At 54.5% G+C, this 14986-nt stretch carries 13 protein-coding genes; 10 read left to right on the top strand and 3 right to left on the bottom strand.

Going from position 1 to position 14986, the window contains the following annotated elements; translation table 11 throughout:
* Positions 1-82: 82 nt before the first annotated feature.
* From yjbE to psiE, 5 genes are all read left to right on the top strand, one after another.
* Positions 83-334, top strand: coding sequence for an exopolysaccharide production protein YjbE (gene yjbE, locus AC6I4B_RS21680; protein WP_497768102.1), 252 nt, complete (start codon positions 83-85; stop codon positions 332-334).
* A 61-nt stretch (positions 335-395) separates the two neighbouring features.
* Positions 396-1034, top strand: coding sequence for a YjbF family lipoprotein (locus tag AC6I4B_RS21675; protein ID WP_497768100.1), 639 nt, complete (start codon positions 396-398; stop codon positions 1032-1034).
* Entirely contained in the window at positions 1031-1768 is a 738-nt protein-coding gene (locus AC6I4B_RS21670; protein WP_497768099.1) for a capsule biosynthesis GfcC family protein, read from the top strand. Before AC6I4B_RS21675 ends, AC6I4B_RS21670 begins: the two co-directional genes overlap by 4 nt.
* Before the next feature lies 1 nt (position 1769).
* Positions 1770-3866, top strand: coding sequence for a YjbH domain-containing protein (locus AC6I4B_RS21665; RefSeq protein ID WP_497768097.1), 2097 nt, complete (start codon positions 1770-1772; stop codon positions 3864-3866).
* Between the two features lie 679 nt (positions 3867-4545).
* The gene (psiE, locus tag AC6I4B_RS21660; protein WP_497768096.1) at positions 4546-4956 is read left to right on the top strand and encodes a phosphate-starvation-inducible protein PsiE; all 411 of its coding nucleotides are present in this window, start codon (positions 4546-4548) and stop codon (positions 4954-4956) included.
* Positions 4957-5574: 618 nt separating this feature from the next.
* On the opposite strand, the gene malG is transcribed toward psiE, so the two are convergent.
* The 3 genes from malG to malE all read right to left on the bottom strand — a co-directional run bounded on the left by malG (position 5575) and on the right by malE (position 9364).
* Positions 5575-6465: a maltose ABC transporter permease MalG gene (gene malG / locus AC6I4B_RS21655; protein WP_497768094.1), complete on the bottom strand. Its 891-nt coding sequence runs from the start codon at positions 6463-6465 to the stop codon at positions 5575-5577.
* A gap of 32 nt (positions 6466-6497) precedes the next feature.
* Positions 6498-8042, bottom strand: coding sequence for a maltose ABC transporter permease MalF (malF, locus tag AC6I4B_RS21650; protein WP_497768093.1), 1545 nt, complete (start codon positions 8040-8042; stop codon positions 6498-6500).
* Between the two features lie 131 nt (positions 8043-8173).
* Entirely contained in the window at positions 8174-9364 is a 1191-nt protein-coding gene (malE, locus tag AC6I4B_RS21645) for a maltose/maltodextrin ABC transporter substrate-binding protein MalE (protein WP_497768091.1), read from the bottom strand.
* A gap of 371 nt (positions 9365-9735) precedes the next feature.
* Between malE and malK the strand changes: the two genes are divergently transcribed.
* The 5 genes from malK (at position 9736) to ubiA (ending at position 14938) form a co-directional block, all read left to right on the top strand.
* Positions 9736-10845, top strand: coding sequence for a maltose/maltodextrin ABC transporter ATP-binding protein MalK (gene malK, locus AC6I4B_RS21640; protein WP_497768090.1), 1110 nt, complete (start codon positions 9736-9738; stop codon positions 10843-10845).
* Between the two features lie 102 nt (positions 10846-10947).
* Positions 10948-12273, top strand: a complete 1326-nt coding sequence (locus tag AC6I4B_RS21635) for a maltoporin (protein WP_497768088.1) — start codon at positions 10948-10950, stop codon at positions 12271-12273.
* Between the two features lie 115 nt (positions 12274-12388).
* Positions 12389-13336 carry a maltose operon protein MalM gene (gene malM / locus AC6I4B_RS21630; protein ID WP_497768087.1) on the top strand — a complete coding sequence of 316 codons (948 nt, stop codon included), beginning with the start codon at positions 12389-12391 and terminating at the stop codon, positions 13334-13336.
* 217 nt (positions 13337-13553) lie between these two features.
* Positions 13554-14051 carry a chorismate lyase gene (ubiC, locus tag AC6I4B_RS21625; RefSeq protein ID WP_497768085.1) on the top strand — a complete coding sequence of 166 codons (498 nt, stop codon included), beginning with the start codon at positions 13554-13556 and terminating at the stop codon, positions 14049-14051.
* A gap of 14 nt (positions 14052-14065) precedes the next feature.
* Positions 14066-14938, top strand: coding sequence for a 4-hydroxybenzoate octaprenyltransferase (ubiA, locus tag AC6I4B_RS21620; protein WP_497768084.1), 873 nt, complete (start codon positions 14066-14068; stop codon positions 14936-14938).
* The last annotated feature ends 48 nt before the right edge of the window (positions 14939-14986 follow it).

Here is a 14986-nt window from a genome sequence, read left to right as displayed (position 1 = left end):
ATCTATCTATTTTAATTATGTATACTCGATAGCGCCTGAGTATTTCGGGTATCTCTCCATTCACCTCACAAAGGGAATGTTTATGAAGAAAATCCTCTATGGCATTTTTGCCATATCGGCGTTTGCTGCGGCAAATGTCAGTGCCGCGCCCATTGAAACGGGTGAGGCGGCTGGCGCTGCGGCAACCTCCGTGTCAGCCGGAAGTTCAACCGCGACCAGTACCAGCACCGTAGGTTCTGCGGTCGGTATGGCGCTGGCAGCGGCTGGCGGCGATGGCTCCAACACCGGAACCACCACCACAACCAGCACGACAACGAGCACCCGTACCCAGTAATCCACGGTACGTTAATTCTAACCACACTTCGGTGTGGTTATTTCGCCCCCAGGAGAACGTGGTGAAGCGACTCGTCATTCCTTGTTTTTGCCTGTTGCTTCAGGCGTGTTCACCCAGCACAAAGGGGCTGGGGCAATCATTCTGGCACAGCATGTTCGGCGAGTCGGGTGTGCAGCTTACCGACGACGAAGTGCAGACCATGCCGTATGCCAGCCAATATATGCAGCTCAACGGCGGCCCGCAGATTTTTGTGGTGCTGGCGTTCTCAGAAAACGGTCAGCAGAAATGGCTAACGCAAGACCGGGCGATGCTGGTCACCCAGCACGGGCGGCTGGTGAAAACGCAGATGACGGGCGACAACCTGCTGACGTTGAATAACCTCGATAACGACCCTCTGGCTCACCCGCTGCAAATTCTCGATGGCGCGACGTGGACGCGAACGATGGGCTGGACGGAGCACCAGCAGGTGCGCTACGCCACTGCCACCTCAACCTTCCGCTGGGACGGTAGCGACACGCTAACCATGGCGGGCGCCAACACCCCCGTCCGTGTGCTGGAAGAGTCGGTAAGCACCGATGAAGCCCGCTGGCGTAACCGTTTTTGGGTCGATAGCGACGGGCAAATCCGTCGCTCTGAGCAATATCTTGGCGCGGGGACTTTCCTGGTCAATACCACGCTTATCAAGGCGGCTAAATCATGAAGAAAATGCTTATCGCCGCAGCCCTGGCCAGCCTGATAACGACCGCCGCACTGGCCGCAGGGACGGTGGATGTGCATCTGGCGGGCGAGGCCAAACCGCTCATTCTTACCGATGCCGAACGGCTGGCTGATTTAGTGGCGCAGCCCAGACTGGCGGGATTCTGGTGGCCTGGGGCGGTGATTTCTTCAGCGCAAACTACGGCGAAGGCTGAACGTGAACATCAAGCGCTACTGGGGCAACTTGCCGCGCTGGCGACAGAGGAGAGCGGCAGCACGGCGGCGGCGATCAATGCACTGCGTAACCAGCTACAGGCGATGCCGGTTACCGGGCGGCTATTAGTCCCGCTCGACCCCGATACGGTGCGTACTCACGATGAAGATAACCCGCCATTAGAGGGGAAATATACCCTGTGGCTGGGGCATGAACCGTCAACCATTACGCTGCTGGGGCTGGTGGATAAACCCGGCAGCCGCACGTTCACACCGGGGCGTGATGTCGCCAACTATCTGGACGATGTTAACCGTTTAGCGGGGGCAGACCGCAGCTACGCATGGGTGATTTACCCAAACGGGCGCACCCAAAGAGCGCCGGTGGCGTACTGGAACCAGCGCCACATTGAGCCGATGCCCGGTAGCATCCTGTTTGTTGGTTTTGCCGATGCCCTGTGGACGAATCAGTACGACGCGCTAAACGCCGCGATTCTTCGCTCTTTGTCGCAGCGGAGACCTGAATAATATGAAGAAAAATTGTCTGTATAGCCTGCTGGCTCTGGCGGTAAGTTCCGCCTGCCATGCACAAACATATCCTGCGCCAATTGGCCCTTCACAGTCGGATTTTGGCGGCGTCGGCCTGCTGCAAACGCCAACGGCACGCATGGCGCGCGAAGGGGAATTTAGCCTCAACTATCGGGATAATGACCAGTATCGCTACTACTCCGCTTCGGCGCAGTTGTTCCCGTGGCTGGAAACGACGCTGCGCTATACCGACGTGCGCACCAAACAATACAGCAGCGTAGACGCGTTTTCCGGCTCGCAAAGCTATAAAGATAAAGCCTTCGACGTGAAGCTACGGCTGTGGCAAGAGGGCTACTGGCTGCCACAGGTGGCCGTGGGCGCGCGCGATATCGGCGGTACTGGGCTGTTTGATTCTGAATATATTGTGGCGAGCAAAGCGTGGGGGCCGTTCGATTTTACTCTGGGATTAGGCTGGGGATACCTGGGAACCAGCGGCAACGCCACCAACCCGTTTTGTTCGTACAGCGACAAATATTGCTATCGCGACAACAGCTATCGCAAGGCCGGTTCTATCGACGGCAGCCAGATGTTTCACGGCCCGGCGGCGTATTTTGGCGGCATTGAATACCAAACGCCGTGGCAGCCGCTGCGCCTGAAACTGGAGTACGAAGGCAACAACTATCAGCAAGATTTCGCCGGTAAACTTAATCAGAAAAGCCAGTTTAACGTTGGCGCTATCTATCGCGTCACCGACTGGGCCGACGTGAACCTGAGCTATGAGCGCGGTAATACCGTGATGTTCGGCTTTACCTTACGCACCAACTTTAACGACCTGCGCCCATCTTATAACGACAACGCGCGCCCGGCTTATCGGCCACAGCCGCAGGACGCCATCCTCCAGCATTCCGTGGTGGCGAATCAACTGACTCAACTGAAATACAACGCCGGTTTTGCCGCGCCGAATATCCAGGTGAAAGGTGACACGCTGTACGTCACGGGCGAGCAGGTAAAATATCGCGACTCGCGCGAAGGGATCGAACGCGCCAACCGGATCATTGCCAACGATCTTCCCGATGGGATCCGCACGATCCGTATCACCGAAACGCGCCTTAACTTGCCGGAAGTGACCACCGAAACAGACGTCGCCAGCCTACAACGTCATCTGCAAGGCGAACCGCTGGGGCAAGAAACGCCGTTAGCGCAAAAACGTATTGCGCCGGTTACCCCAGATAAAGCCGAGCAGGGCTGGTATATCGATAAATCGCGGTATGATTTCCACCTCGACCCGGTGTTGAGCCAGTCCATCGGCGGCCCGGAAAGTTTCTACATGTATCAGGTTGGCCTGATGGCAACCGCCGATTGGAGGGTCACCGACCATCTGCTGACCAGCGGTGGCCTGTTTGCCAATATCGCAAATAACTACGGCAATTTTAATTACACCAATCCCCCCAAAGACTCCGCGCTGCCGCGCGTGCGTACCCATATTCGCGAATATGTGGAAAACGACATCTATGTGAATAACCTACAGGCCAACTACTTCCAGTATCTTGGCAATGATTTCTACGGCCAGGTTTACGGCGGCTATCTTGAAACCATGTACGGCGGCGCGGGAGCCGAGGTGCTTTATCGGCCGGTTGATAGCCACTGGGCGGTGGGGGTGAACGCCAACTACGTGAAACAGCGTGACTGGCGCAGCGCGCAGGACATGATGAAATTTACCGATTACAGCGTGAAAACCGGCCATCTCACCGCCTACTGGACGCCGCCGTTTGCCGAAGATGTGCTGGTAAAAGCTAGCGTCGGGCAGTATCTGGCGGGGGATAAAGGCGGCACGCTGGATATCTCAAAACATTTCGACAGCGGCATTGTGGTTGGTGCTTACGCGACTATTACCAACGTGTCAGCGGATGAATATGGGGAAGGGGAATTTACCAAAGGCGTTTATGTGAATATCCCGATGGATCTCTTCTCATCCGGCCCAACTCGTAGCCGTGCGGTGGTTGGCTGGACGCCGCTGACGCGCGACGGTGGGCAGATGCTGGGGCGTAAATTTGAGCTTTACAGCATGACGGGCGATAAAAACCTGAACTTCCGCTAGCCGCCAACGCATTCTGGCTTCTCCTGATTCCATGCCGTAAAAATGGTCTGGAATAAAAGACAGCCAGAATGCGTTGTCATTCTTAATCAGTTCGTTATTTACCCCTTCGCAGGAAGAAAGGCTGTAACAGCATATTATCTTATAGCCTGAGGCGAATACGGCTGAGTTAGGATCGCCTTAGTGTGATACGTGTTTCACGTCATGCGATTGGGGCGGATTTTTATTTGCCGAACTGTCGGAAGGTGTCTTATGGATTACGCTGCCTAAATCACAGAACGGAATCTGCCATGCTGGAGCCTGGTCACAATGTACAAAACATGACTCGCCCTGATGAAAGCACGCAAATGCCGGGTAGCTTATTGAAAGAAAAACCAGTAGACCTGCAATTTTTAGTTTCATGATAACCTCCAAATTTACGGTTACTGCTCTAATTTTCTGCATCAGAGAAACATTTTCCTCTATTTCGGCAAGAATTATCACATATATCCATGCTAACAACTTCAACAAAATGTAAACAACTTATTAACACGTATGAACTATCAGGTTTTTACCGGAGGCAGGGTGCAGGCCAGCCGAAGCGGGCGCAGATATTCAGGGGGCAAGAGGGAAGAAAAAACTAGATACAGATCACGTTTTTACGCTATACAAGGATCCCGCCTCGCAGAAAAAGGTACCAACCATGACGCCATCATCCCGCCCACGCGTGGAGTTTATCGCCACCATTTTACAGGCCGTGCTCAATCTGGGGCTGCTTTGCCTGGGCGTGATTCTGATTGTTTTCCTCGGCAAAGAGACGCTGCATCTGGCGGATGTGCTGTTCGCGCCGGAACGCACCAGCAAGTATGAGCTGGTTGAAGGGCTGGTGGTTTATTTCCTCTATTTCGAGTTTATCGCGCTGATTGTGAAGTATTTTCAGTCAGGGTTTCACTTCCCGCTGCGCTATTTTGTTTATATCGGTATCACCGCGATTGTGCGCCTGATAATCATCGACCATAAATCGCCGATGGATGTGCTGATTTATTCTGCCGCCATTTTGCTGCTGGTGATTACGCTGTGGTTGTGCAACTCCCAACGGCTGAAGCGCGAGTAGCAACGCCACCACAAAGCCTGATGGCGCTGCGCTTATCAGGCCTACACAGTTTTGTACGCCAATGTAGGCCGGATAAGGCGTTTACGCCGCCATCCGGCAATGCGCACCACACAAGTTTGTACGCCAACATTTGCGTGGATTTGTAGGCCGGATAAGGCATTTATGCCGCCATCCGGCAATGCGCACCACACAAGTTTGTACGCCAACATTTGCGTGGATTTGTAGGCCGGATAAGGCGTTTACGCCGCCATCCGGCAATGCGCACCACACAAGTTTGTACGCCAACATTTGCGTGGATTTGTAGGCCGGATAAGGCGTTTACGCCGCCATCCGGCAATGCGCACCACACAGGTTTGTACGCCAACATTTGCGTGGATTTGTAGGCCGGATAAGGCGTTTACGCCGCCATCCGGCAATGCGCACCACACAAGTTTGTGCGCCAACATTTGCGTGGGTTTGTAGGCCGGATAAGGCGTTTACGCCGCCATCCGGCAATAGCGGGTTACACCCATGCCATCCCAGATCCCAGGCAAAAAAAGGCGCTCCGTAGAGCGCCAAACAGTCATAAGTTAGGGTCGTACAAGTTGAGGATGATAACAGTGGCATTAATGATGAAACTTAGCCTTTCACTCCGCCGGCGGTGAGGCCGTTTACCAGCCAACGCTGCGCAAGCAGGAAGACCACGGTAATAGGGATTGCGGAAAGAACGGCTGCTGCGGCAAAGTCGCCCCACAGATAGTTTTGCGGGTTGAGGTATTGCTGCATACCCACGGCCAGGGTGTAGCTGTTAACGTCGCGCAACAGCAACGACGCAACCGGGACTTCGGTAATAGCGGCGATAAACGACAGGATAAAGACCACCGCCAGAATCGGTACGGAGAGCGGTAACAACACCAGGCGGAACGCCTGCCAAGGCGTAGCGCCATCCAGCGCGGCCGCTTCTTCCAGCGAACTGTCGATCGTTTCAAAATAGCCTTTAATCGTCCAGACGTGCAGCGCAATCCCGCCGAGGTAGGCGAAGATAACCCCGCCATGAGTGTTCAGGCCGATAAACGGAATGTACTGACCAAGACGGTCAAACAACGCGTACAGCGCCACCAGCGACAGAACCGCCGGGAACATCTGGAAAATCAGCATCCCTTTTAGCAGTGTGGCTTTGCCGGGGAAACGCATACGGGCAAAGGCGTAGGCACAGGTTGTTGAAAGAGTGACGATACCGATAGCCGTAATTCCTGCGATTTTTATCGAGTTCCACAGCCACAGTAGCACCGGGAACGGCGGCGGCGTCACGCGACCATCGGCGTGTTCGACGCTAAAGCCCAGTGCCAGCTTCCAGTGCTCCCAGGAGATATTTTCCGGGATTAAACTACCGGTTGCGAAGTTACCTTCACGCAGTGAAATAGCGATAACCATCAGCAGCGGGAACATAATCGCCGCAATAAAAATCAGCAGCAGAAGGTGCGTGGTAAAGAGGCGCACCTTCTGTGATTTGGGTTGTACCATAGCCATATTTTTCTTTGCTCCTTAGCTCTGCCCCAGGCTTAATCAAACTTCATGCGCGTGGCTTTCAGGTTTACGATAGCCAGTGCGCCCACCAGCAGGAAGATCAGCGTGGCAATTGCCGCCGCCAGGCCAAAGTCCTGCCCGCCGCCGCCTTCAAAGGCGATACGGTAGGTGTAGCTAACGAGCAGGTCGGTATAACCGGCAGGCGTGGTGGTTCCAAGCCGGTCTGGGCCGCCGTTGGTCAATAACTGAATCAGCACAAAGTTGTTAAAGTTAAAGGCGAAGCTGGCAATCATCAGCGGCGTTAGCGGCTTAATCAGCAGCGGCAGGGTAATCTTGAAGAAGTTCTGGAACGGGCCTGCGCCGTCCATTGCCGAGGCTTCGTACAGGTCATCAGGAATGGCTTTTAGCAGCCCCATGCACAGGATCATCATGTACGGATAACCGAGCCAGGTGTTGACGATGATAATCATCGAACGGGCGGTGAGCGGGTCGCTGAACCACGCAGGTTTGATACCGAACAGCGCGCTCAGCATCATGTTGATTTCACCAAAGCTTTGGTTGAACAAGCCTTTGAAAATCAGAATCGAGATAAACGACGGCACGGCGTACGGCAGAATCAGCAGCACGCGGTAAATCGCTTTGCCTTTCAGGGATTCCCACTGCACCAGGCAGGCCAAAACCATCCCGACTGCCACGGTTAAGATAACGGTGAGTACCGAGAACACCACCGTCCAGACGAAGATAGCGAAGAACGGTTTCTGGATGCCTTCGTCGGTAAAGACGCGGGTGAAGTTGTCCCAGCCGATGCTAACGGTATAGCCTGGGCTGAGCTTTTCATCGCCCCAATGCCCATCGGCGTTGATCGCCTGATAGTAGCCAATCTCGCTGTTCGGGCGGTATTTCACGCCGCTTTGATTGTTGGTCAGCGTGCCGTCTTCCGCCAGCGCATACAGTGGCTGCGTGCCGGAGAACTGGCGCAGCGAGCTCATGGTGACTTTACTTTCATCCGGCAAAACGGCGGTCAGTTGGTTAAGCGCCTGGCGATTTTGGGTGATGACTCGCAAAGCCGCGCGCTCGCCGGTTGGCAGGGCGTCGGCCTCTTTCAGCATGAGCTTCTGCTCGCCGCCGATGTTAAACGCTTCCGAGAGATAATTTTTACCGTTTTCGCCGTCGGTGAGGGCCAGTTGCCACTCCGTACCCGCCGGGAACAGGCTGAAGTTATAGGTTTTACCCGCCTGGTAGGAGCGGTCCATCAGCACTTGCTGGGCGCGTTCGAAGGTGAGCTGGTTGGTGCTGCTGTAGTTGGTAAAGGCAATGGCGATGGTACACACCAGCGGGAACAGGACAAACAGCCCCATTCCAGCCATGCCAGGATAAACATAGCGCCAGGCGTAGGCTTTACGATTGGCGAAAATATAGAGGCCAGCCGAGCTTAAAATCAGCGTCATGATGGCGAACAGATACTCCCCTTGTGCGTACATTAAAACAACAAGGTAACCGACCAGCAGCCCAAGCAGACCTATCACTGACCATTTAAGTCGGTCGCTTTGCCACCAGTGTTTCTTTTTAATGACATCCATGGGGTTCAATCCTCAACAACAATGAAAACCTGTTGGTCAGCGTGCCTGATGGCGCTGCGCTTGTCCGGCCTACGGTGAGTTGTAGGCCGGATAAGGCATTTATGCCGCCATCCGGCACGTGTGCTACAGCATTACTTGGTGATACGGCCCTGTGCATCTTTCAGCGCGGCATCAACGGTTTGACGGCCGTTAGCCGCGTTGATGACGGCGGTACGGGTGGCGTACCAGAATGCGGCCATCTGCGGGATGTTCGGCATGATTTCGCCTTTCTGGGCGTTATCCATCGTGGCAGCGATGCGTGGATCTTTCGCTAACTTGTCCTGGAAGGATTTCAGTGCCACGGCGCCCAGCGGCTTGTCCTTGTTGACGTCATCCAGACCCTGATCGGTCAGCAGGTAGTTTTCGAGGAACTCTTTCGCCAGCTCTTTGTTCGGGCTGGCGGCGTTGATACCCGCGCTCAGCACGCCAACGAACGGTTTAGACGGCTTGCCTTTGAAGGTTGGCAGCAGCGCGACGCCGTAGTTCACTTTGCTCTTATCGATGTTGCTCCACGCCCACGGACCGTTGATGGTCATCGCGGTGTCGCCTTTGTTAAAGGCCGCTTCGGCGATGGAATAATCGGTATCCGCGTTCATGTGTTTGTTTTTGATAAGGTCAACCAGGAAGGTCAGACCCGCTTTCGCGCCTGCGTTATCTACGCCAACGTCTTTAACGTCATACTTGCCGTTTTCAAACTTGAAGGCATAACCACCGTCGGCAGCAATCAGCGGCCAGGTGAAGTACGGCTCTTGCAGGTTGAACATCAGCGCCGATTTACCTTTCGCTTTCAGTTCTTTATCCAGCGCCGGAATTTCTTCCCAGGTTTTTGGCGGGTTAGGGACGAGGTCTTTGTTGTAAATCAGCGACAGCGCTTCAACCGCGATCGGGTATGCAATCAGCTTGCCGTTGTAACGCACGGCATCCCAGGTGAACGGGTAAAGTTTGTCCTGGAACGCTTTATCCGGGGTGACTTCCGCCAGCAGGCCAGACTGTGCGTAGCCGCCAAAACGGTCATGCGCCCAGAAGATGATGTCCGGGCCGTCGCCAGTGGCTGCAACCTGCGGGAATTTTTCTTCCAGTTTGTCCGGATGCTCGATGGTGACTTTAATGCCGGTATCTTTCTCGAATTTCTTACCTACCTCGGCCAGGCCGTTATAGCCCTTGTCGCCGTTAATCCAGATAACCAGCTTTCCCTCTTCGATTTTTGCCAGCGCAGAGGCGGAAAACATCATCGTGGTCAATGCGGACAGCGCGAGGATGCGAGCGCCAGTTTTGATTTTCATATATCCCGTCCTTTCTTGGTGATGTACTCGTGGATACACAGAGGTGGTTTAACGTTGATGAGTTTCCTTTTTTAGCAACCCCTTTCCATCCTCCTGAGGTCTACGCCCTATAGGCTATTAGTGTGATCTCCATAACAAAAAATGCCGTTATGGGGGCTTAAGCACACAATAATGAGGCGTTTTTTGTCGCTCACATCACGATTTTAGTCCCGCCCTCCTGCGAGCGGGGGCAGAGCTTACTTTCTCATCCTCCCGTCTCCTCCCCCATAAAAAACAAGGGGGGTGGAGGATTCGCCACAGTTATGGATGTTGCATAGTCAGGCCATCTTGAATGTTTCTGTTGGTGACGGGTTGTAACGAGGGAGAAGGGCATGGCAAACGTACAGCTGCGCAATGTAACGAAAGCCTGGGGCGATGTGGTGGTATCAAAAGATATCAACCTCGATATCCAGGAAGGGGAGTTCGTGGTGTTTGTCGGGCCATCTGGCTGCGGTAAATCCACGTTGCTGCGCATGATAGCTGGCCTTGAAACCATCACCAGCGGTGACCTGATGATTGGTGACACCCGCATGAACGATATTCCGCCCGCCGAACGTGGCGTCGGGATGGTCTTCCAGTCTTACGCGCTGTACCCACACCTCTCGGTTGCCGAGAACATGTCGTTCGGTTTGAAGCTGGCGGGCGCGAAAAAAGAGCTGATTAATCAGCGCGTCAACCAGGTTGCAGAGGTTTTACAACTGGCGCATCTGTTGGAACGTAAGCCGAAAGCGCTTTCCGGTGGCCAACGCCAACGCGTGGCGATTGGGCGCACGCTGGTGGCGGAGCCGCGCGTATTCCTGCTGGATGAACCCCTTTCTAACCTGGACGCCGCACTGCGCGTCCAGATGCGTATTGAAATTTCCCGCCTGCACAAACGTCTGGGTCGCACGATGATTTACGTCACTCACGACCAGGTCGAAGCCATGACGCTGGCTGACAAAATCGTGGTGCTGGACGCCGGTCGCGTGGCGCAGGTGGGTAAACCTCTGGAGCTGTATCACTATCCGGCTGACCGCTTTGTGGCGGGCTTTATTGGTTCGCCGAAGATGAATTTCCTGCCGATAAAAGTGACGGCGACCGCCATCGATCAGGTACAGGTTGAGCTGCCTAACCGCCAGCAAATCTGGCTACCGGTTGAAAGTAACAACGTACAGGTTGGTGCCAACATGTCGCTGGGCATTCGCCCGGAACACCTGCTGCCTAGCCACATCGCTGATGTGACGCTGGAAGGCGAGGTGCATGTTGTCGAGCAGCTTGGCCATGAAACGCAAATTCATATCCAGATCCCCGCCATCCGTCAAAACCTGGTGTACCGCCAGAACGACGTGGTGTTGGTAGAAGAGGGTGCCACATTCGCTATCGGTTTGCCGCCAGAGCGTTGCCATCTGTTCCGTGAGGATGGCACGGCATGTCGTCGGTTGCATAAAGAGCCAGGCGTTTAAGAGTCCCATAACAAAACAAAGCAGGAAACTCTCACGCCGCCAGCGATAAGGCGGCACAAAGGGCGGAATGTTTAAAGAAAAGCAATGATCTCAGGAGATCTAATGATGATTACTCTGCGCAAACTTCCCGTGGCGGTTGCCGTTGCAGCAGGCATTATGTCTGCTCAGGCAATGGCCGTTGATTTTCATGGTTACGCACGTTCCGGTATCGGCTGGACAGGCAGCGGCGGCGAGCAGCAATGCTTCCAGGCAACCGGTGCTCAAAGTAAATACCGTCTCGGTAACGAATGTGAAACCTACGCTGAAATTAAATTAGGCCAGGAAGTGTGGAAAGAGGGCGATAAGAGCTTCTATTTCGACACTAACGTGGCTTACTCCGTGGCACAACAGAATGACTGGGAAGCCACTGACCCAGCCTTCCGTGAAGCGAACGTTCAGGGTAAAAACCTGATCGAGTGGCTGCCAGGCTCCACCATCTGGGCCGGTAAGCGCTTCTACCAACGTCACGACGTTCACATGATCGACTTCTACTACTGGGATATTTCTGGTCCTGGTGCGGGTATCGAAAACGTGGATCTGGGCTTCGGTAAACTGTCTCTGGCTGCGACCCGTTCTCAGGAAGCTGGCGGTTCTTACATCTTCACCAGCAACGATATCTATAGCAAATACAAAGACACGGCGAACGACGTCTTCGACGTCCGTTTAGCGGGTCTGGAAACTAACCCAGACGGCGTGTTGGAGCTGGGTGTTGACTACGGTCGTGCGAACAAAACTGACGGCTATAGCTTTGCAGATGGCGCATCTAAAGATGGCTGGATGTTCACCGCTGAACACACCCAGAGCATGCTGAAGGGCTACAACAAGTTTGTTGTTCAGTACGCCACTGATGCCATGACCACTCAGGGTAAAGGCCTGTCTCAGGGCTCCTTCACCGGCAACGACTACGACAAAGACGCTGAAATTGGTGCTGTAGATAACAGAATCAATAACAACGGCGACCTGTGGCGTGTGCTTGACCACGGTGCAATCTCTCTGGGTGAGAGCGTTGACCTGATGTACGTCGGTATGTACCAGAATATCGACCGTGATGATGGCAACGGTACCAAGTGGTGGACTGTCGGCGTTCGTCCTATGTACAAATGGACGCCTATCATGAGCACCCTGATGGAAGTGGGCTACGACAACGTTAAATCTCAGCGCACTGGCGACACCAACAACCAGTACAAAATCACCCTGGCACAACAATGGCAGGCAGGCGACAGCATCTGGTCCCGCCCGGCAATCCGTGTCTTCGCAACCTACGCCAAGTGGGATGAGAAATGGGGCTATGACAACGGTATCGCTTACAAAGATACCAGCGCGAAAACCTACAGCCGTGGCGACAACGATGAGTGGTCCTTCGGTGCACAGATGGAAATCTGGTGGTAATCCAGCATTAAGCTGACGTAATAACCAAGCGAGGGGCGTAAGCCCCTCTATTCCTTGAGGTTTAGCGCGCTATTGCCTGGCTACCGCTAGATCTACGCTTTCAGAGGTCATCATAATGAAAATCAAAAAAAGTCTCGTAGCGCTGTGCTTAACCGCTGGATTAGTGGCGAGCGTCCCGGCGATTAGCCTCGCTGACGTCAACTATGTGCCGCAAAACACCAGCGCCGCACCGACCATCCCGACATCGGCTCTGCAACAGTTAACCTGGACGCCGGTTGATCCCTCTAACGTGCAGTCTACCCAGCTTTCCACGGGCGGTCAGAGCCTGAATGTTGCGGGAATTACCGGCAACGTCGTGGCCTACAGCGTCCCCGCTAACATTGGTGAGCTGACGCTAACGCTGACCAGTGAAGTTAACAAACAAACTGACGTTTTCGCGCCGAATGTGCTGATTCTTGATCAGAACATGACGCCTTCTGCCTTTTTCCCGAGCAGCTACTTTACCTATCAGGCTCCGGGCGTGATGAGCGCCGATCGTCTGGAAGGGGTGATGCGCCTGACGCCTGCGCTGGGCCAGCAAAAACTGTATGTGCTGGTCTTTACTACGGAAAAAGATCTCCAGCAGACCACCACGCTGCTCGACCCGGCAAAAGCCTATGCCAAAGGTACGGGCAACGCTGTGCCGGATATCCCGGACCCAGTGGCGAAACACACTACCGATGGCCTGGTGAAGCTGAAAGTGAAAACCAGCAGCAGCTCTAGCGTGCTGGTCGGCCCACTGTTTGGCTCCTCTGGCCCTGCGCCGGTTACCGTTGGCAATACCGCCGCACCGGCCTACAGCGCGCCAGCAGCGGCAGCTCCGGTTGCCGCACCTGCCCCGGCTCCGGCCGCAAAAACTGAACCGATGCTGGACGATACCGAAAGCTACTTTAACAACGGCATCAAACAGGCCGTAGCAAAAGGCGATATCGACAAAGCGCTCAAATTGATGAATGAAGCTGAACGCCTGGGCTCCAAATCTGCTCGTTCCACCTTTATCAGCGCTGTAAAAGGCAAGGGGTAATTTTTCCCCGCAGCGCCGATGTTTAGGCGAAGCCTTTCGGTGTGCCCATACGGGCACACCTTTTTTGTCTGTGTCATCCCTCAAACTGCGTGAAGTATAGCGCCACGCTAACTGTTGCACGGCTGTTGCGCTAATGATCGTATTTGACCATTCATGCACCCCCTCTTGCTTTGTTCTGCGATACAATAGCCCAACGTAATGTATTGGAGAGACAGGCATGTCGCACCCTGCGCTGACGCAACTGCGTGCGTTGCACTATTTTGATGTCGTTCCCCCGCTCGAACCGGCACAGCGTGATTGGCTGATGCTGGAAGATTCGATGACCAAACGGTTTGAACAGTATGGGAAACCCGTGAGCGTGACGCTGCTGAACGAAGCGTTCGTCAGCCGCGACGCGCTGGTGTCGGAGCAACATCTGCTAGCTGATGAACCTCGCTATTGGCTGCGAGAAATATTATTGTGCGTGGGGGGCGAACCGTGGCTTGCCGGGCGCACCGTCGTGCCGGAGTCTACCCTTTGCGGGCCGGAGCTGGCGCTGCAACAGCTTGGGGATACCCCCCTTGGCCGTTATTTGTTTACGTCATCCATGCTGACCCGAGATTTTATTGAGATAGGCCGTCATGATGCGCTGTGGGGGCGTCGTTCCCGCCTTCGCCTGAGTGGTAAACCGCTGCTGCTGACAGAGCTGTTTTTACCGGCATCACCGCTGTACTAAGAGGAAGAAGAAAAATGGAGAGGAGTATGGGGCCGAGTAAGCTGCTGGCTTACCATCGGCTGATGCGTACGGATAAACCGATTGGTGCGCTGCTGTTACTCTGGCCGACGCTGTGGGCGCTGTGGGTTGCCGCGCCGGGCGTACCGCCGCTGTGGATTCTGGCGGTTTTCGTCGCAGGCGTTTGGCTGATGCGCGCCGCAGGTTGTGTGGTGAATGATTATGCCGACCGTAAATTTGATGGTCACGTAAAGCGCACTGCTAACCGCCCGCTGCCGAGCGGAGCGGTTAGTGAAAAAGAAGCGCGCATTCTGTTTGCGGTGCTGGTGCTGCTGTCGTTCCTGCTGGTGCTGACGCTCAATACCATGACCATTTTGCTGTCGGTCGCAGGGCTGGCGCTGGCGTGGGTTTATCCGTTTATGAAACGCTACACCCATCTGCCGCAGGTGGTATTAGGCGCGGCGTTTGGTTGGTCGATTCCGATGGCGTTTGCCGCCGTGAGTGAAACGCTGCCGTTGAGCTGCTGGTTGATGCTGCTGGCGAATATTCTGTGGGCGGTGGCCTACGACACCCAGTACGCAATGGTTGACCGTGACGACGATGTGAAAATTGGCGTGAAATCGACGGCAATTCTGTTCGGGCAATACGACCGTTTAATTATCGGCATTTTACAGGTTGGCGTGTTGGCGCTGATGGCGGCAATTGGCTGGCTGAACGGCTTACATTGGGAGTTCTATTGGTCAATCCTGGTGGCTGGCGCGCTGTTTGTGTATCAGCAAAAGCTCATTCGCAACCGCGAACGCGGCCCGTGCTTCCAGGCATTTATGAACAATAACTACGTTGGTTTGGTGTTGTTTATCGGCCTGGCTATGAGTTACTGGCAGCCTTAATCGCTGGTACGAATCATCGTTTATGCGGCAAAAAGCAGTAGAAAAGAG

Source organism: Kluyvera fluvialis (assembly GCF_059725275.1).
The sequence above is the reverse complement of the archived record's forward strand: the minus strand, read 5'-3'. Positions and strand labels throughout refer to the sequence as shown.